The 16,177-nt window shown below is 70.6% G+C and carries 16 protein-coding genes; 5 read left to right on the top strand and 11 right to left on the bottom strand.

What is annotated here, in order from left to right:
* Positions 1 to 5 precede the first annotated feature (5 nt).
* Entirely contained in the window at positions 6 to 731 is a 726-nt protein-coding gene (locus tag AC3A6X_RS33205; protein ID WP_487846171.1) for a YebC/PmpR family DNA-binding transcriptional regulator, read from the bottom strand.
* 168 nt (positions 732 to 899) lie between these two features.
* Between AC3A6X_RS33205 and AC3A6X_RS33210 the strand changes: the two genes are divergently transcribed.
* From AC3A6X_RS33210 to AC3A6X_RS33225, 4 genes are all read left to right on the top strand, one after another.
* On the top strand, positions 900 to 2,261 hold the full coding sequence (locus AC3A6X_RS33210) for an NAD(P)/FAD-dependent oxidoreductase (protein ID WP_487846172.1): 1,362 nt from the start codon (positions 900 to 902) through the stop codon (positions 2,259 to 2,261).
* Between the two features lie 91 nt (positions 2,262 to 2,352).
* The gene (locus AC3A6X_RS33215; protein ID WP_487846173.1) at positions 2,353 to 3,384 is read left to right on the top strand and encodes a chorismate transformation FkbO/Hyg5 family protein; all 1,032 of its coding nucleotides are present in this window, start codon (positions 2,353 to 2,355) and stop codon (positions 3,382 to 3,384) included.
* A 15-nt stretch (positions 3,385 to 3,399) separates the two neighbouring features.
* A complete protein-coding gene (locus AC3A6X_RS33220; protein WP_487846174.1) occupies positions 3,400 to 4,197 on the top strand; it encodes a lysophospholipid acyltransferase family protein in 798 nt (265 codons plus the stop codon).
* Positions 4,164 to 4,940, top strand: a complete 777-nt coding sequence (locus tag AC3A6X_RS33225) for a glycosyltransferase family 2 protein (protein ID WP_487846175.1) — start codon at positions 4,164 to 4,166, stop codon at positions 4,938 to 4,940. Before AC3A6X_RS33220 ends, AC3A6X_RS33225 begins: the two co-directional genes overlap by 34 nt.
* A gap of 40 nt (positions 4,941 to 4,980) precedes the next feature.
* On the opposite strand, the gene fabG is transcribed toward AC3A6X_RS33225, so the two are convergent.
* The 10 genes from fabG to AC3A6X_RS33275 all read right to left on the bottom strand — a co-directional run bounded on the left by fabG (position 4,981) and on the right by AC3A6X_RS33275 (position 14,536).
* Positions 4,981 to 5,712, bottom strand: a complete 732-nt coding sequence (gene fabG, locus AC3A6X_RS33230; RefSeq protein WP_487846176.1) for a 3-oxoacyl-ACP reductase FabG — start codon at positions 5,710 to 5,712, stop codon at positions 4,981 to 4,983.
* A gap of 5 nt (positions 5,713 to 5,717) precedes the next feature.
* Positions 5,718 to 6,179 (bottom strand): hotdog family protein, encoded by a 462-nt coding sequence (locus AC3A6X_RS33235; RefSeq protein WP_487846177.1) that lies wholly within the window; start codon positions 6,177 to 6,179, stop codon positions 5,718 to 5,720.
* Positions 6,176 to 6,937, bottom strand: a complete 762-nt coding sequence (locus tag AC3A6X_RS33240) for a class I SAM-dependent methyltransferase (protein ID WP_487846178.1) — start codon at positions 6,935 to 6,937, stop codon at positions 6,176 to 6,178. The genes AC3A6X_RS33235 and AC3A6X_RS33240 overlap by 4 nt, the downstream gene beginning before the upstream one ends.
* On the bottom strand, positions 6,934 to 7,779 hold the full coding sequence (locus AC3A6X_RS33245; protein ID WP_487846179.1) for a polysaccharide deacetylase family protein: 846 nt from the start codon (positions 7,777 to 7,779) through the stop codon (positions 6,934 to 6,936). The genes AC3A6X_RS33240 and AC3A6X_RS33245 overlap by 4 nt, the downstream gene beginning before the upstream one ends.
* On the bottom strand, positions 7,779 to 10,172 hold the full coding sequence (locus tag AC3A6X_RS33250; RefSeq protein ID WP_487846180.1) for an MMPL family transporter: 2,394 nt from the start codon (positions 10,170 to 10,172) through the stop codon (positions 7,779 to 7,781). The genes AC3A6X_RS33245 and AC3A6X_RS33250 overlap by 1 nt, the downstream gene beginning before the upstream one ends.
* Entirely contained in the window at positions 10,169 to 10,765 is a 597-nt protein-coding gene (locus tag AC3A6X_RS33255) for a LolA-related protein (protein ID WP_487846181.1), read from the bottom strand. The genes AC3A6X_RS33250 and AC3A6X_RS33255 overlap by 4 nt, the downstream gene beginning before the upstream one ends.
* On the bottom strand, positions 10,737 to 11,720 hold the full coding sequence (locus AC3A6X_RS33260; protein ID WP_487846182.1) for a lysophospholipid acyltransferase family protein: 984 nt from the start codon (positions 11,718 to 11,720) through the stop codon (positions 10,737 to 10,739). The genes AC3A6X_RS33255 and AC3A6X_RS33260 overlap by 29 nt, the downstream gene beginning before the upstream one ends.
* Positions 11,717 to 13,411, bottom strand: coding sequence for an ApeI family dehydratase (locus AC3A6X_RS33265; RefSeq protein WP_487846183.1), 1,695 nt, complete (start codon positions 13,409 to 13,411; stop codon positions 11,717 to 11,719). Before AC3A6X_RS33265 ends, AC3A6X_RS33260 begins: the two co-directional genes overlap by 4 nt.
* Positions 13,412 to 13,424: 13 nt before the next feature.
* On the bottom strand, positions 13,425 to 14,048 hold the full coding sequence (locus tag AC3A6X_RS33270; RefSeq protein WP_487846184.1) for a COG4648 family protein: 624 nt from the start codon (positions 14,046 to 14,048) through the stop codon (positions 13,425 to 13,427).
* Positions 14,049 to 14,218: 170 nt separating this feature from the next.
* On the bottom strand, positions 14,219 to 14,536 hold the full coding sequence (locus AC3A6X_RS33275) for a phosphopantetheine-binding protein (protein ID WP_309961784.1): 318 nt from the start codon (positions 14,534 to 14,536) through the stop codon (positions 14,219 to 14,221).
* Between the two features lie 112 nt (positions 14,537 to 14,648).
* On the opposite strand from AC3A6X_RS33275, the gene AC3A6X_RS33280 reads away from it, so the two are divergent.
* Positions 14,649 to 16,166 carry a helicase HerA-like domain-containing protein gene (locus AC3A6X_RS33280; protein ID WP_487846185.1) on the top strand — a complete coding sequence of 506 codons (1,518 nt, stop codon included), beginning with the start codon at positions 14,649 to 14,651 and terminating at the stop codon, positions 16,164 to 16,166.
* The last annotated feature ends 11 nt before the right edge of the window (positions 16,167 to 16,177 follow it).

Genomic DNA, 16,177 nt, shown 5'->3' on the forward strand with positions numbered 1-16,177 from the left:
CGCCTTCATTCGGAGAGCGCGGCGTTGTGATAGACATCCTGCACGTCGTCGAGGTCCTCGAGCGCATCGAGCAGCTTCTGCATCTTGGCGGCGTCCTCGCCGGCCAGCTCGATGGTGTTCTCGGCCCGCATCGTGACCTCGGCCACCTCGGGCTTGAGGCCGGCGGCTTGCAGCGCATCGCGCACCGCCTCGAAGTCGCCGGGCGCGGCGAGCACTTCGATCGCGCCGTCCTCGTCGGTGACCACGTCTTCGGCGCCGGCCTCGAGCGCGACCTCCATCACCTTGTCCTCGCTGGTGCCGGGCGCGAAGACGAGCTGCCCGCAATGCTTGAACTGGAAGGCGACCGAGCCTTCGGTGCCCATGTTGCCGCCGTGCTTGCCGAAGGCGTGGCGCACCTCGGCCACGGTGCGCACGCGGTTGTCGGTCATGGTGTCGACGATGATGGCGGCACCGCCGATGCCGTAGCCCTCGTAGCGGATTTCCTCGTAGCTGACGCCTTCGAGGTTGCCGGTGGCCTTGTCGATGTTGCGCTTGATGGTGTCGGCCGGCAGGTTGACCGCCTTGGCCTTGTCGACCGCCAGCCGCAGCCGGGGGTTGGCGCTCAGGTCGCCGCCGCCGGCCTTGGCCGCGACCATGATTTCACGTATGGCACGGGTCCAGAGCTTGCCGCGCTTCTCGTCCTGCCGGCCCTTCCTGTGCTGAATGTTCGCCCATTTGCTGTGTCCGGCCATGGCAGTCGTTCTCGCTATCTCGTGTTTTCAAAGCAGGTAGGGAGTTTACTGTCCGGCGCGTACAACGGCCCCGCGTCCTACAGCGGGAGCGCAGATCCTTTTTGGGATAATCCGCCGCTGATGCGCCAGGCCAGCTCGGGCATCTCCGGTTTCCATCCCTCACAGCGCATGAATATTCCTCCAACAACGAATGCCGAAGCCGCAGCGCCTGCACCGGAGCACTGCGACGTGCTCGTGATCGGCGGCGGCCCGGCCGGCTCCACCGCCGCGGCGCTGCTGGCACAGCAGGGTCGCAAGGTGGTGCTGCTCGAGAAGGAGCACCATCCGCGCTTCCACATCGGCGAGTCGCTGCTGCCCGCCAACGTGCAGCTGTTCGACCGCCTGGGCCTGCGCGAGGACATCGAGCGCATCGGCATGCCCAAGTTCGGCGTGGAATTCGTCTCCCCCGACCACGACCACGTCGCCATGGTCGAGTTCGCCGACGCCTGGGACAAGACCATGCCCTACGCCTGGCAGGTCCGGCGCTCCGAGATGGACGAGATCCTGTTCCGCAACGCCGGCGCCCGCGGCGCGCAGACCATCGAAGGCTGCCGCGTGCGCGATGTCCAGTTCGACGCCGAGGGCGCCACGGTCAGCGCCCGCCTCGACGACGGCGCCGCGCGCAGCTGGCGCGCCCGCTTCGTGCTCGACGCCTCCGGCCGCGACACCTTCCTGTCGAACAAGCTCAAGGCCAAGAAGAAGAACCCGAAGCACAACAGCTCGGCCCTCTTCGGCCATTTCCGCAACGCCGATCGGCTGCCGGGCAAGCTCGAGGGCAACATCACCATCTTCTGGTTCGCGCACGGCTGGTTCTGGTACATCCCGCTGGCCGACGGCACCACCAGCATCGGCGCGGTCTGCTGGCCCTACTACCTCAAGTCGCGCAGCAAGCCACTCAAGGATTTCTTTGCCGACACCATCGCGCTGTGCCCGCAACTGGCCGCGCGCCTGTCGCAGGCCACGCTGGTGGACGATGCGGTCTACGCCACCGGCAACTATTCGTACACCAGCACGCATTGCAGCGGCGAGCGCTACCTGTTGCTGGGCGATGCCTACACCTTCATCGACCCGGTGTTCTCCTCGGGCGTCTACCTCGCCATGTACAGCGCCTTCGAAGGCGCCGAGGTGGTGGCCGCCGCGCTCGACCGGCCGGCCGCTGCCGCCGCGGCGCGCCAGCGCTTCGAGCGCGACATGCGCAGGGGCCCGCGCGAGTTCTCCTGGTTCATCTTCCGCGTGACCAATCCCACCATCCGCGAATTCTTCATGTACCCCCAAAACCCGTTCCGCGTGAAGGAAGCGCTGCTCTCGCTCCTGGCCGGCGACATCTACGGCAAGACGCCGATCTGGCGCTCGCTGCGGCTGCTCAAGGCCCTGTACTACCTGGTGTCGGCCGGCCATCCGCGGCGTACCTGGCAGTCCTGGCAGCGGCGGCGCCGGAACATCCGGGACCTCGGGCCGCTCGCCGGCGAAAACATCGTCGAGGCCAGGTGAGCGCCGCCCGGCCGCCCGAAGGCGCTCGCCCCCTCCTTCAGGAGGGGGTGCGCGAAGTACACGAAGTGACAAGCCTGGGGGAGGTTTTCTTATGAGCGCGCGCGATTTCAACGGGGTCCCGCCCCTGCGCGTCGAGCGACTGTCGCTGCCCCAAAGCCTGGCGCTGTCCTCCGGGGGCCAAGCGCCTTTCGGCGCGCTGGGCTACGGCACCCCCGCGCACCTGTCCTGGATGCCCACCGTCAACGCGCGCGTGCTGTCCGAGGCCGGCGCCATGGCCGACGTGTGGCACGCCAGCGAGCACGTCGAGTCCGGCACCACCGGCGTGGTGCGCTGGCGCTGCGACGGCCATTGGATGCTGGGCGCCATCGACCTCGACGAGACGAGCGAAGGAGCCAACCTCGCCGAGCCGGCCCACCGCGCCTACCGCGACCTCTTCCAGTCGCTCGCGCAGACCGGCTGCGGCCACCTGCTGCGCGTCTGGAACTACCTGCCGCGCATCAACGCCGACGGCGGCGGCCTCGAGCGCTACCGCCAGTTCAACCTGGGCCGCCAGCAGGCCTTCGTCGAGGCCGGCCAGGCCGCCTTCGAAGGCGCGCCGGCCGCCTGCGCCCTGGGCATCCACCGGGGCGCCCTGAGCATCCGCTTCCTGGCCGGGCGCGTCGCGCCGCTGCCGGTGGAGAACCCGCGGCAGGTCTCGGCCTACCACTACCCGCCGGCCTACGGGCCGCGCTCGCCCACCTTCTCGCGCGCGGCGCTGGCCGAGATCGGCGGCGGCGACGTGGCGCTGTTCATCTCGGGCACGGCCAGCATCGTCGGGCACGAGACGGTGCATATGGGCGATGTGCGGGCCCAGACCGAGGAGACGCTGCGCAACCTCGAGGCCGTGATCGCCGCGGCCAACGAGCGCACGTCCGCACGCTTCGGCCTGGCTTCGATCGATGCCGTGGTCTACGTGCGCCATGTTGCCGACACGCCCATCGTGCGCCAGGTGCTCGAACAGAGGCTCGGCGCCCACTCCCACATGCTGCGCCACGCGGTCTACCTGGAGGCGGACATCTGCCGCCAGGACCTGCTGGTGGAGATCGAAGCCCATGCCGTCGCCGCCGGCTCGCTGGGCGCCTGACGCTACGGGCTCGCCATGAAGCGCCTCTTGCGCTGGATCGTCTCCATCCCCCTCGCCCTGCTGCTCTACGCCCTGCTGGCGCTGCTGGGCGGCATCTCGCTGGCCTGGAATCTGGTCGCGATGCTGCTCTACCCGGTGCTGCCCGCGCGCACCGGCCGCGCCCTGGGCCGCCGCGTGATCGCGCTGGCCTACCGCGCCTTCTGGGCCACCGCCTCGGCCGTGGGGATGATGCGCATCGATGCCAGCTGCCTCGACGCGCTGCGCGACGAGCGCGGCGTGATCTTCGTCGCCAACCACCCCACCATGCTCGACGCCCTGCTGCTGGTGGCGCGCCTGCCGCGCAGCGCCTGCATCATGAAGGCCGACCTGATGCGCAACATCTTCCTCGGCGCGGGCGCGCGCATGGCGCGCTACATCCGCAACGACTCGGCGCGCACGATGGTGAAGCTCGCGGTCGAGGACCTGAAGGCCGGCGGCCAGTTGGTGATCTTCCCCGAGGGCACGCGCACCGTGACGCCGCCGCTCAACGCCTTCCGCCCGGGCGTCACGCTGATCGCCAAGCTGGCGCAGGCGCCGATCCAGACCGTGTTCATCGACACCGACTCGCCCTACCTCGCCAAGGGCTGGCCGCTGTGGCGGGTGCCGCCGCTGCCCATCGTCTTCACGCTGCGCCTGGGCCGGCGCTTCGCGCCCCAGCCGGACAGCAACGCACTGCTGCACGAGATCGAACAGTATTTCCGACACCCCATGGAACAGCGCGCCACCGACGCGCAGCCCGCATGCCAGCAGTCTCGCGCACCCACCTTGTCCTGATCCCCAGCTACAACACGGGCGAGCGCCTGTTCTCCACCGTCAGCGCGGCACGCGCGCAATGGAATCCGGTGTGGGTCGTGGTCGACGGCAGTACCGACGGCACCGGCGAGCGGCTGCAGCAGATGGCCGCCGCCGATCCCGGCCTGCGCGTCTGGCTGCTGCCGCACAACCAGGGCAAGGGCGCGGCCGTGCTGCACGGCCTGCGCGCGGCGCAGGAGGCCGGCTACACGCATGCGCTGACCATGGATTCGGACGGCCAGCATCCGGCCGACCTGATCCCCGCCTTCATGCAGGCCTCGCAGGCCCGGCCCGAGACCATGGTGCTGGGGCGGCCTGTTTTCGATGCCTCGGCGCCGCTGCTGCGGGTGCGCGGCCGCAAGGTCTCCAACAGCTGGACCCAGCTCGAGACGCTGTTCGCCGGCATCGGCGACTCGCTCTACGGCTTTCGCGTCTACCCGGTGCCGGCGCTGATCGCGATCATGTCGCGCCAGCCCTGGATGCGCCGCTTCGACTTCGACACCGAGGCGGTGGTGCGCCTGGCCTGGCGCGGCGTCAAGCCGGTCAACATCGATGCGCCGGTCAAGTACCTCACGGCCGAGGAAGGCGGGGTCTCGCACTTCAATTACCTGCGCGACAACGCCTTGCTGACGTGGATGCACACACGGCTGATGGTCGAGTTCGTGCTGCGCTTGCCGAGTCTGCTGCTGCGCCGGGTGCGGCGGGCGCCGCCGTTCCAGCGCTGACACCCTCACCCCGGCCCTCTCCCGCAAGCGGGAGAGGGAGCTAGATCATCCCGCCGTTGATCGAGATGATCTGCCCCGTGATGTAGGCCGCTTCTTCGCTCGCCAGGAAACCCGCCAGCGCCGCCACCTCCTCCGGCTTGCCGGCGCGCTTCACCGGCACCAGCTGGTCGATCATCGCCTTGTCGAAGGCGCCATCGGCCATGGGCGAGGCGATGATGCCCGGGGCGATCGCGTTGACCGTCACCCCGCGTGCCGCGACTTCGAGCGACAGCGCCTTGGTCGCGCTGTTGAGCGCACCCTTCGCCGCCGCGTAGTTGACCTGGCCGCGGTTGCCGGTGAGGGACGCCACCGAAGACATGTTGATGATCCGCCCCCAGCGCGTGCGCAGCATGGGCAGCAGCAAGGGCTGCGTGACGCGGAAGAAGCCGTTGAGCGAGATGTCGATCACCTTGTGCCACTGCGCCGCGCGCATGCCGGGCAGCACCGCGTCGTCATGCACGCCGGCGTTGTTGACGAGGATCTGCACCGGCCCGCCCGCCAGCATGCGCTCGCAGGCGGCGCGCGAGGCCTCGTCGCTGCCGAGGTCGAAGACATGGCACTCGGCCTGGCCGCCGGCGGCCGTGATGGCGGCGGCGAGGTCTTCGACGGCCTGCGGCCTGGAGTTGGCGTGCAGCAGCACCGTGGCGCCGTCGCGCGCCAGGCGCTGCGCGATGGCCGCGCCGAGGGCGCCGCTGGCGCCGGTGATCAATGCGCGTTTTCCGTTGAGGCTCATGAGGATCAGGCTTCCATGGCAAGCGGCGTGTTGAGCACGACCACCGCGCGGCCTTCGGCCAGCGCGCGCCCTGCTTCGTCCTTCACCGCGAATTCGTAGAGGATCTGGCTCACATCGCCCGAGACGCGCTGCGCATGCACATGCAGCACGCCCTCGATTTCATCGAGCCGCGGGACGGCCAGGCGCACATTGCGCGCACTGGCCAGGAAGCCGGCCGAGGGCTCGCTGCCCGCCGGCGCGATCAGGCCGCCGTGCAGGGCCATCGCCTGGGCCGCGTACTCGATCGCATTGGGGGACAGCAGGCCGCCGGCCGTGCGCAGCGGGTTGTCGGCGCGCCGGTGCGTGCCGGTCGTGCAATGGATGGTGTGCGCATCCCAGGACTCCAGCCGCTCCAGCAGGCACATGCTGCCGCTGTGGGGAATCAGTCGCGCGATGCCGGCCTGGTCGAGCTGTTGCGCTGCACTCATGACGACGAAGACTCCTTGCCGCGATCGGCCACCAGCAGCACGTTGGCAAAGGGCGTGCCCGCACTCATCGGGATGCTCTGCACAGCCGAGAAGCCCAGGCGCTGCAACAGCGAGGTCCATTCGGGCAGCGTGCGTCCCCAGGTCGGCGAGACGCGGTGCCCGCGGATACGCGTGACGGTGCGGTCCACCCACTGGCTGATCGCAAAGCCGCGCCGGCTGGCCGCGTCGCCCACGCGCAGCAGCAACCGGCCGCCCGGCTGCAGCGCGCCATGCACGCGGCGCAGCACGCCCTCCTGCGCGGCATGGTCCACGTAGTGCAGCACGTCGAGGATCACGACCAGGTCGCAGGCCGGCATCGCGGCCTTGCACATGTCCTCGCAGACGAAGCGCGGCGCCGGCTTCAAATGGCCGATGGAGGCCTCGGCGCGCGCCACATCCTTGGGCATCAGCTCGATGCCGGTGTACTCGGCCGCGGCCGGCGTGGCGGCCCAGGCAGCGGGCCAGCGCCCGGGCTGCGCCTGCATGCCGGCCATCGCCGCAAGCAGGCTGGCGAACAGGCCCTGGCCGCAGCCGATGTCCACCACGCGGCGGCGGCGCTCGCCGATCAGGCCGCGCTCGATCAGGCCGCGGAACACCGGGTCGCGCCCCAGCTTGCCGCGCGCGAAATGCCAGGCGAAGTTGCCGGCTTTCTTGTAGGGCTGGGTGGCGGCTTCGTGCAATTGACGCCAGGCGGCGTCGGTCGAGGGGCGGTCGTTCATGCAGGAGTAGTCAGGGCTTGCGGCAGCGTGACTGCGTGCAGGCCGTCGGTGCGAAGGCGTTCGAGCAAAGGCGGCAGGACCTCGAGGACCACCGGCCGGCCTGCGGCCGTGCGCGCAGCATGGCCATCGTGCAGCAGCAGGATGTCGCCGGCCTTCAGGTCCTTGGTGAGGCGCGCCAGCACGACGGCCGCATCGCGCTCGCGCGTGTCGAAGCCGCGGCGCGTCCAGCTCACCAGCACCAGGCCCAGGCGATGCAGCACCGGCGCGAGAAAAGGGTTGCGCAGCCCGGCCGGCGCGCGAAAGCAGATGGGGCGCTGGCCCGTCACTTCGTGCAGCAGCTGCTGCGCCCGCTCGATCTCGGCATGGAAGCCGCGCGGCCCGAGCAAGGAGAAGTTGTGGCGATGCCGTGCCGTGTGGTTCTGGATGCTGTGGCCGCGCGCAACGATCTCGCGTGCCAAGGCCGGATGCTCGCGCACGCGCTCGGCGATGCAGAAGAAGGTGGCCCGCTGGCCATGGGCGTCGAGCAGGTCCAGTACCTGCGGCGTGACCTCGGGGTCGGGCCCGTCGTCGATGGTGATGGCGATCTCGCCGCGCGCCGCCGAAGCCGCCGGCAGCCGCGTGATGTTCGGCCCCAGCAGGCTGCTGCGCGGCGTCAGCCCGGCGGCGGTGATCAGCACATGGTTCAGCACCACCGCGCCGATGGCCCAGGGCAGCGCCCCCGGCACGAAGAGCGCCGCCGCCAGCGCCAGCAGATGCCAGCCGACGCTGGCGCGCACGACGGGCGGCCAGGGCCACGATCCGGAGGCAGGAAGGGCTTGGGACATCGGCGCCGATTCTCCCATCAGCCGCGCGGCGCGGAGGCGCGTGCGGGCCCGCGCGCGAAGGCGGCCGACAGCAGCAGCGCCAGCAGCGAACCGGGCGCGACCACGCGGCCGATGGCCGACAGCGCCGGGATGTCGGAGATCGCGATCAGCGTGAAGGACACCACCGTCGTCAGGTTGGCCAGCATCAGCGAGGCCAGCGTGTCCTCGTCGGCACGGCCGGTCTCGCGCAGCTGGTCGAAGAAGAGCGCGTAGTTGGAGCCCACCGCCACCACCAGCAGCAGCCCCACCAGGTGCAGGATGCCCAGCGGCACCTGCAGCAGTGCGAGCCCGCCCAGCGTGAGCAGCACGGCCACCAGGAGCGGCTCGCAGACGGCCAGCAGGCGGCGCCCCGAGCGCAGCCAGGCGCCCAGCAGCACGACCACGGCGAGCGCGCCCAGCATCACCTGCACGAAGGCCTCGTGCAGGTAGCGCCGGTAGAGGCTGCGCAGCTCGTCGCCCACATTGACCACCTGCACCTCGGGCACCTCGGCGAGCGCGGCCTCGAGCCGCTTCGCGTCGAAGCGCTCGCCGGGATGCAGCGCGATCAGCGTCGACCAGCCGCCGCCCGGGCGCTCGAACATCAGCGCGCTGACCACCGCGCCCAGCGGCCCGCCGGTCAGGTCGGAGCGGCGGATCATGGCCTGGCCGCGCGCCGTCTCCACATCGGCCAGGAAGGGTTCGAGCCGGCTGGCCGGCAAGGGCAGGCCCTGGGTGGCCTCGGCCAGCCGGTTCTTCAGGGTCGCGGCATCGGGCAGGCTGGCGATGCGCGCCGCCTGCGCGGCCTCGCTGGGCAGCACGCGGGTCACGCTCTCGAAGCCGGCGAGATCGCCCTGGTCTACCAGCGCCTCGAGCTTCGCCCCGGCGGCTTCGGTATTGCGCAGGGCCGCCTGCTCGTCGGCGCCGCGCACCACCACCAGGGTGCCGCCATCGCTGGCGCCGATGTCGGCGCGCAGTTCCTCGTCGAGCTGCTGTGCGGACTTGGGCACCGGGCTCATCGCGCTCAGGTCGGCGCGCCACAGATGGCCGCCCTGCCAGAGCACCAGGGCCAGCGCGGCAATGCCGAGGCCGACGAAGACCAGGCGCAGCCGCGGCAGCGCCCGCACGACCAGGCCCGCGATGTGCGCCATCTGCCGCCGCATGCCCATGCCGGTCGCCCCGTCGGGCGCCAGCACCGGCAGCACGAAGCGCGCGACCAGCGCGGCGGCGATCAGCCCGGCCAGCGAGAACACGCCCAGCTGCGCCAGCCCCGGGAAGCCCGAGAAAACCAGCGCCGCGAAGCCGCAGACCGAGGTCAGCAGTCCCAGCCGCACGGTCGGCCAATGGATCTCGCGCCAGCGCATCCAGCCCGTGCCCGGCACGGCGGCGCCGCGCGCCTGGATCAGGTAGTAGATCGCGTAGTCCACGGTCTCGCCGATCAGCGTGCTGCCGAAGCCCATCGTGAGGCCATGCACCTCGCCGAACGCCAGGCTCACGGCCGCGGTGCCGCCGACTACGCCGGTCGCGACCGGCAGCAGCGCCACCACCAGCGCGCGCGGCGAGGCGAAGGCCAGCAGCAGCAAGGCGCCCATCACGATGCCGCCGACGGTGGCGAGCTGGATGGCCTCGTGCTTGATGCGATCGCGGCTCTCGACCGAAAACACCGGCGCGCCGGTCAGCTGCAGCCGCGGGCCCGCGCCCTTCATCTCGCGCGTGGCGGCGTCGAAGGCCTGGTGGATGCGCGCGATCGCCCGCGCCTGCGCATCGAGGTCGCTGCCAGCCGCATGGGTGGTGGCCAGGATCAGCGCCCGCGGCGCGCTGCGCGAGACCCACACGCCCTGCTCGCTGCGCGGCGAGCTGGCGGGGATCAGGCCCTCGGCGATGCGCTGGGTCTCGCCGGTGGGATCGCGCTCCAACAGCGGCTTGGTGATGTTGCCGGCCGGCGTGCCCAGTTGCGAGAGCGTGTCGACGAGGGCGTCGCGCAGGCCCGCGACGGTGAAGCGCTCCGGCCTGACATCGGGCGCCAGCTGGTAGCGATGCTCGAAAAGCCAGGTGCCCGCCTCCTTCCAGTCGCCGGTCTCGCCGTTCTGCACCTGGTCGAAGAGCTTGCTCTCGCGCATGGATGCCGCAACGCCGCGCGACACCACCGCGCGCTGCTCGGCATCCTTGCCGCCCTCGATGCCGATGAAGAGGGTGCGCGAGGCGATGCCGCTTTGCAGCTGCTCGATCAGCACGCGCTGCCGCTCGTCCGGGCTCGCGGGCAAGAAGGCGGAGAGGTCGGCGCTGAAATGCGTGCGCGCGATGAGCGCGATGCCGGCGGCCAGCGCGAGCAGCCAGATGACGATGGCCAGCGCGTGGCGCCCCCGGCCGGACGCTGCTGACTCGGGCCGGCTCACGATGCGGCGCGCACCGGCGTGATGACCATGACCGAACGGTCACCGCCGATGAATTCCATCTCGATGCCGAGCACTTCGCCCGCCTTGCCCGTCAGCCGCAGCGAGCGCACCTGCGCCGCGAGCTTCTCGTCGATGGGCGCCAAGTCCAGCGTCCACTTGTCGGGCGTGCCCGTGAGCGTGCTGCGGAAGTAGCGCTGCAGGGTCAGCGCGTTGCCGTTCAAGGTGCTGCGCATGGCCTCGACCATGCCCAGCAGCTCGGGCATGCTGTCCAGCGTCAGCGTGCGGGTGCGGCCGCCGCGCGACAGGGTCAGGGTGTTGCCGTCGACCGTCATGGTCTCGGGCCGCGGCGCGAGCGTGCGCCGCGTCAGCCGGTCGGGCGCCTGGAAGCTCAGCGTGCCGCTCGCGTCCAGCGGGCCTTCGATGCCGCGCACGAAGCGCTGCTCGGTGAAGCGCGCCTCGCCGTTCTTCTGGCGGGCGAGCAGCCCCATCAGCTCGGGCAGGTCGAAGGCCCAGGCGGAGGATGCCGTGAAAGCCAGCGCGGCCACCAGCCAGCGGCACCAGCGCTCAATCCGAATCTTCGAGCCAGAAGTCATGGAAGTTGAACCAGTTGTACGGGTAGGCGCGGCACAGGGCCTCGAGCCGCTCGACATAGCTTTCGAGCGCGCCGCGGATGCGGCGTTCGCGCTCGGCCGGGTCGGACACGCGTTCGCTGAAGTCGGCCAGCGGCTCGAAATGGACATCGTAGCGCGCCCCCCCCACATAGAGGCCGGCCATGAAGAACACCTTGCGGCGCAGCAGCGCGGCCAGCCGGAACGGGCCGTCGTTGATGACGGCCGGATGACCGAGAAAGGGCAGCCTGATGCTGTTGCCGCGCTGCTGGCCTGCTTCTTCAGGCCCCGGCAGCGTGCGGTCGGCCAAGAGGCCCGCGAGGCCGCCGCCGTCCAGCCAGTCGCGCAGATCCAGCATGGAATGCGGCCGGCCCAGCGCAATGATGTGCGGCCGCAGGCCGGGCTTGGCGATGGCCTCGAGCACTGCGGTGATCTGCTGCGCGTTGTCCTGGTACATCAGCATCGCGAGCCGCAACTCCTTCGGGCGGCCGCTCTGGTGCTTGCAGGCGCCCATGGCCTCGAAGCTGCCGATGTGCGCACCGAGCAGGAATGCGCCCCGCCCCGCAGTCACCTCGGCCTCGACCGGCACGTTGCCATGCACGCGCACGTCGAACAGGTCCATGCGCCCGCGCAGGAAGTAGATGCGGTCGAGCACCGTGGAGGCAAAGGCATGCAGCAGCCGGTAGCCGTCGACCCAGCCCGCGCGCGGGCCGATGGCGCGGAACAGGTAGCGCTTGATGTGCCGGCGCGGCGTGGGCGAGAACAGCAGGAAGTACAGGCTGATCGGATGCAGCACCAGCCGCGCCAGCGGGCGCCCGCAGCGGATCGCGATCCAGCAGATCACGCGCAGCGCCAGCATGTTGCTGCGCTCGGGCATGCGCGACCAGTCGGCCTGGCGCGATTTCGCGTTGCCGGCCTCGGGGGGCTGCGCAAGGCTCATGGTGCGCTGCCCGGCGTCCAGCGGCCGCTGGCCGCGACCACCTCCGCCACCCGCACCTCGAAGCGCAGGCCGCGCGAGGCGCCGCTCTCGGGATTGAGATCGATGCGCAGCGTGCTGCCCGGGCGCACCGGCGCCAGGAACTTGGCGGCCGCGAGCGTGGGCCGCGGGCCCAGTCGGGCGGCCAGCGCGGGCACGCCCTGGGCGGCCTCCAGCACCTCGGCCAGCAGCAAGGCGCCGGGAAGCAGCGGCTGGCCCGGGAAATGGCCCGCGAAGGCGGGATGGTCCGCCGGCACCTCGTGCGTGAGCTGCACCGGGGTGCCGTCGGACGCGAGCTGCGCCAGCGCGAACTCGCGCAGGGCGCGCGCCGTCAGCTTGCCGGTGCCCTCGCGCGGGAAGGCGCTCACGTGCACCACGCGGCGCGGCACGAAGACCGCTTCGAGCCGCTCGCGCAGCGCGGAAATGATGGCGTGGGCGTCGAGCGTGGGCGCCACCACGAAGGCGACCGGGCGCACCACGCCATCGGTCACGTCGTCGGGCAGCCAGAAGGCGCCGTCCTCCACACCGGGGATGCTGTTGAGGTGGTGGTTGAGGTAGCCCAGCGAGCTGCGCCGGCCGGCCACATGAATCAGGTCGTTGGCGCGCCCGAGCAGGCGGAAGCGCCGGTCGTCGACCAGCTCCAGCACATCGGCCATCGGCGTCGGCTCGGGCACGAAGTCGCCCGCGAAGACGAAGCGCTCGGCGCCCTCGGCGTCGTGCTCGGCATGCACGCGGATCTCGCCAAAGGTCTCCCAGACCTCGCTGCGGGTCGGGCGCCGGGTGGCGACCTGGCCCGACTCGGTGCTGCCGTAGATCTCGATCATCTGGGCGCCCATGGCCTGCTCGGCCTGGGCGGCGAGCTGCGGCGAGAGCGGCGCGGTGGCCGAGAGAATGAGGTCCACCCGCGGCAGCGCGATGCCCGAGAGCAGCAGCGTCTTGAGGTGGAAGGGTGTGGTCACCAGCGCGCGCGGCTGCGGCACCGAGGCCAGCGCCTGGGCCACGTCGGCTGGGAAGAAGGGCCTTCCGCTGTCGAAGGCAGCCCCGCCCAGCATCGCGAGCAGTGCCGAGGATTCGAGGCCGTAGCTGTGCTGCACCGGCACCGTCGCCACCAGCGTCAGGCCGGCCAGCGAGGGGCGCCCGAGCAGCTCGGACAGGCGGCCCACGGCGGCGGCCACGTCGCCCACCAGCGTCTTCCAGGACTTGGCGTGCGGCTGCGGAGTGCCGGTGGAGCCGGAGGTCAGCAGGCTCACCGCGTGCAGGCTGCCGGCAATCGCAGGCACGGCCTGCAGGGCAGCGCCGGCGGGAGGCAGCCGGTGCTCGATCAGGACGCGCGGCATGCCGGGCGTCTCGATGCCGGTGTCGTCCAGCACCGCATAGGTGCGGGAGCCCGGTTCGACCAGGCGCGCCAGGGTGTCGGGCCGCGCGTCGGGCGGCAGCAGGCTGGTCTGGCCGCGCACCAGCGCCGCCGCCAGGCCGAGCGTGAAGGCGTAGCGGTCGGAGCAGAGGTTGACCACCGGGCCGCCATCCGGCAGCTGCGGCGCCAGGCGCGCCACGTCGGCCAGGAACTCGCGCGCGCTCACCGGCACCCCGGCGCGCCAGGCGAGCGGCGCGTCCGGATCGCGGTCGGCCAGGAGCGGAAGAAGTTCAGGGCTCAAGCTGGGATCACATTCATTGCCGCGGCGCCGGATCGGCCGGCGCACTGTAGAAGGCACGCACCGTGTCGATCAGGCGGGTGCGCTCGAATTCGGGATGCAGCCGGTAGCGCAGCAGATACTCGCCCACGAAGAGGACTGCCACCATCAGGGGGGTCAGCAGGTTGGCCAGTACCGACCAGGCGGCGAAGGACATCGTGGCATAGACCACGATCGAGGCCAGCACCAGCAGCGCGAAGTACACGGTCCAGACCCGGGTCACGCGCCAGGTGTAGTCGCGCATCGCGGGCGACAGCGGGTGGATGCGCTGCGCGAACTGGCCGATCAGCGAGAGCCGCTCGCGCCGCAGCGTGCCGCCGAACCAGCCGCACAACAGCGCGTTGATGCCCACGTGCTGCAGCATGTAGAGCCGGTTGGGGTCGCCCGCCTCGCCGCGCAGCACCAATGCAAAGCCCAGCACGCCAGCCAGCCCGGCGATCGCCAGGCCCCATTTGCCGAAGCGGCTACCCGCGAGCCCCAGCGCCGTCAGCCACAGCGGGCCGAGCAGCACCCCCACCGCCCAGGGCTCGGCGGCGTGGAAGAGCATCATCCAATGGGAAACGCCGGCATAGGCCACCCCCGCGAGCAGCAGGAGCGCCATGCGCCATCGAGACATGACTCAGAAGGCGTGAATGAATCCGGCGTGCCCGAGCAGCCTGTCCAGGCGTGCCCATTCAAGGCGCAAAGCGCAGCCGTAGCCCGTGCTACGGCGAGCATTTGCAACGCAGAGTGGGCGCGTCTGGGCAGGATGAGCGGGCATGACGGGTTCGTTCATGCCTTCTCCAAGTCGCCGCGATTCTGGGCGACGTGGGCTGCGAGGCTGCGCAGCGACTGGAAGATCTGCTGGTTGCGCTCGTCGTCCGAGCGCAGCTGGAAGCCGTACTTGCGCGAGACCTCCAGGGCGACTTCGAGGATGTCGATCGAATCGAGCCCCAGCCCTTCGCCGTACAGCGGCGCCGACGGCACGATCTCGGAGGGTGCGATCTCGAGATTCAACGACTCCACCAGAAGCACGGCCAGCTCGGTCTCCAGAGCGGTCTGTTCGGGCGCATCGCCAAGGGCGGAAATGGGGGGCTGGGTCGATGACAAATGAGGGCTCCGAGAACTTTTGAATGAACTATCGCACGGGGTCGGAATTATAGGAGGCGGCCCCGGACGCCTTGGATAGACTGCGCTCAGTACTGAAACACCCGGAGCACCCATGGCCGACCCCCTCCTGATCGCCCGCCACGACAGCATCGAATGCAGCCTCCTGCCGGGGCTTGCGAACCGCCACGGCCTGATCACCGGCGCCACCGGCACCGGAAAGACCGTCACGCTGCAGACCATCGCCGAGAAGCTCTCGGCCATCGGCGTGCCGGTGTTCATGGCCGACGTCAAGGGCGACCTGACCGGCGCCAGCCAGCCAGGCAGCATCGGCGAGAAGATGGCCGCCGTCCTGAAGGAGCGGGGCCTCGAGCAGCCCCCGCCCGTGGCCTGCCCCGTCACCCTGTGGGACGTGTTCGGCGAGCAGGGCCACCCGGTGCGCGCCACCGTTTCCGACATGGGGCCACTGCTGCTGGGCCGCATGCTCAACCTCAACGAGACCCAGGCCGGCGTACTCAATCTCGTGTTCAAGATCGCGGACGACAACGGCCTGCTGCTGCTCGACCTGAAGGACCTGCGCGCGATGCTGCAGCACGTGGGCGAGAACGCGAGCCAGTTCACCACCGAGTACGGCAACATCAGCGCCGCCAGCGTGGGCGCGATCCAGCGCGGGCTGCTGCAGATCGAGAGCCAGGGCGGCGACAAGTTCTTCGGCGAGCCCATGCTCAACATCTCCGACTTCATGCAGACCGAGGGCGGCAAGGGCGTGGTCAACATCCTGGCGGCCGACAAGCTGATGAACTCGCCCCGGCTCTACGCCACCTTCCTGCTGTGGCTGCTGTCGGAGCTGTTCGAGCAGTTGCCCGAGATCGGCGACCCGGAGCAGCCCAAGCTGGTGTTCTTCTTCGACGAGGCGCACCTGCTCTTCAACGAGGCGCCCAAGGCGCTGGTCGAGCGCATCGAGCTGGTGGTGCGGCTGGTGCGCTCCAAGGGTGTGGGCGTGTTCTTCGTGACGCAGAACCCGCTGGACATTCCCGACACGGTGCTGGCGCAGCTGGGCAACCGCGTGCAGCACGCCCTGCGCGCCTTCACGCCGCGCGACCAGAAGGCGGTGAAGGCGACCGCCACCACCATGCGGCAGAAGCCGGGGCTGGACATCGAGACCGCCATCACCGAGCTGGCGGTGGGCGAGGCGCTGGTGAGCTTCCTCGATGCCAAGGGGCGGCCCAGCATCACCGAGCGCGTCTATGTGCTGCCGCCGGGCAGCCAGATCGGGCCCATCACGCCGGCGCAGAGGCAGGCCTTGATGGCGAATTCGCTGGTGGCCGGCGTGTACGAGAAGGCCGTGGACCGGGAGTCGGCCTACGAGAAACTCAAGGGGCGGGCCGAGACGGCGCCGGATGCGCCTGCGTCTGCTGGGAAGCCCGGCGCCGCGACGCCGGCCGAATCGGGCGGCGTCATGGGCAGCCTGAACGAGATCCTGTTCGGCTCGACCGGGCCGCGCGGGGGCAAGCGCGATGGGCTTGCGCAGACCATGGCGAAGTCGGCGATGCGGACGATGGGGACGCAGGTGGGGAAGGAAATCCTGCGAGGGGTGCTGGGGGGGATTTTTGGCGCCAAGTCGCGACGGTGAGTGCGCCGTGG

The sequence above is a fragment of the Variovorax sp. Soil_C_12 genome (assembly GCF_057657375.1).

Coding starts and splice junctions, on each gene's coding strand:
- AC3A6X_RS33220 (WP_487846174.1), top strand. CDS start 3,400: ATGAAGCGCCTCTTGCGCTGGATCGTCTCCATCCCCCTCGCCCTGCTG.
- AC3A6X_RS33260 (WP_487846182.1), bottom strand. CDS start 11,720: ATGAGCCTTGCGCAGCCCCCCGAGGCCGGCAACGCGAAATCGCGCCAG.
- AC3A6X_RS33255 (WP_487846181.1), bottom strand. CDS start 10,765: ATGACTTCTGGCTCGAAGATTCGGATTGAGCGCTGGTGCCGCTGGCTG.
- AC3A6X_RS33215 (WP_487846173.1), top strand. CDS start 2,353: ATGAGCGCGCGCGATTTCAACGGGGTCCCGCCCCTGCGCGTCGAGCGA.
- AC3A6X_RS33225 (WP_487846175.1), top strand. CDS start 4,164: ATGCCAGCAGTCTCGCGCACCCACCTTGTCCTGATCCCCAGCTACAAC.
- fabG (WP_487846176.1), bottom strand. CDS start 5,712: ATGAGCCTCAACGGAAAACGCGCATTGATCACCGGCGCCAGCGGCGCC.
- AC3A6X_RS33240 (WP_487846178.1), bottom strand. CDS start 6,937: ATGAACGACCGCCCCTCGACCGACGCCGCCTGGCGTCAATTGCACGAA.
- AC3A6X_RS33235 (WP_487846177.1), bottom strand. CDS start 6,179: ATGAGTGCAGCGCAACAGCTCGACCAGGCCGGCATCGCGCGACTGATT.
- AC3A6X_RS33210 (WP_487846172.1), top strand. CDS start 900: ATGAATATTCCTCCAACAACGAATGCCGAAGCCGCAGCGCCTGCACCG.
- AC3A6X_RS33205 (WP_487846171.1), bottom strand. CDS start 731: ATGGCCGGACACAGCAAATGGGCGAACATTCAGCACAGGAAGGGCCGG.
- AC3A6X_RS33270 (WP_487846184.1), bottom strand. CDS start 14,048: ATGGCGCTCCTGCTGCTCGCGGGGGTGGCCTATGCCGGCGTTTCCCAT.
- AC3A6X_RS33245 (WP_487846179.1), bottom strand. CDS start 7,779: ATGGGAGAATCGGCGCCGATGTCCCAAGCCCTTCCTGCCTCCGGATCG.
- AC3A6X_RS33280 (WP_487846185.1), top strand. CDS start 14,649: ATGGCCGACCCCCTCCTGATCGCCCGCCACGACAGCATCGAATGCAGC.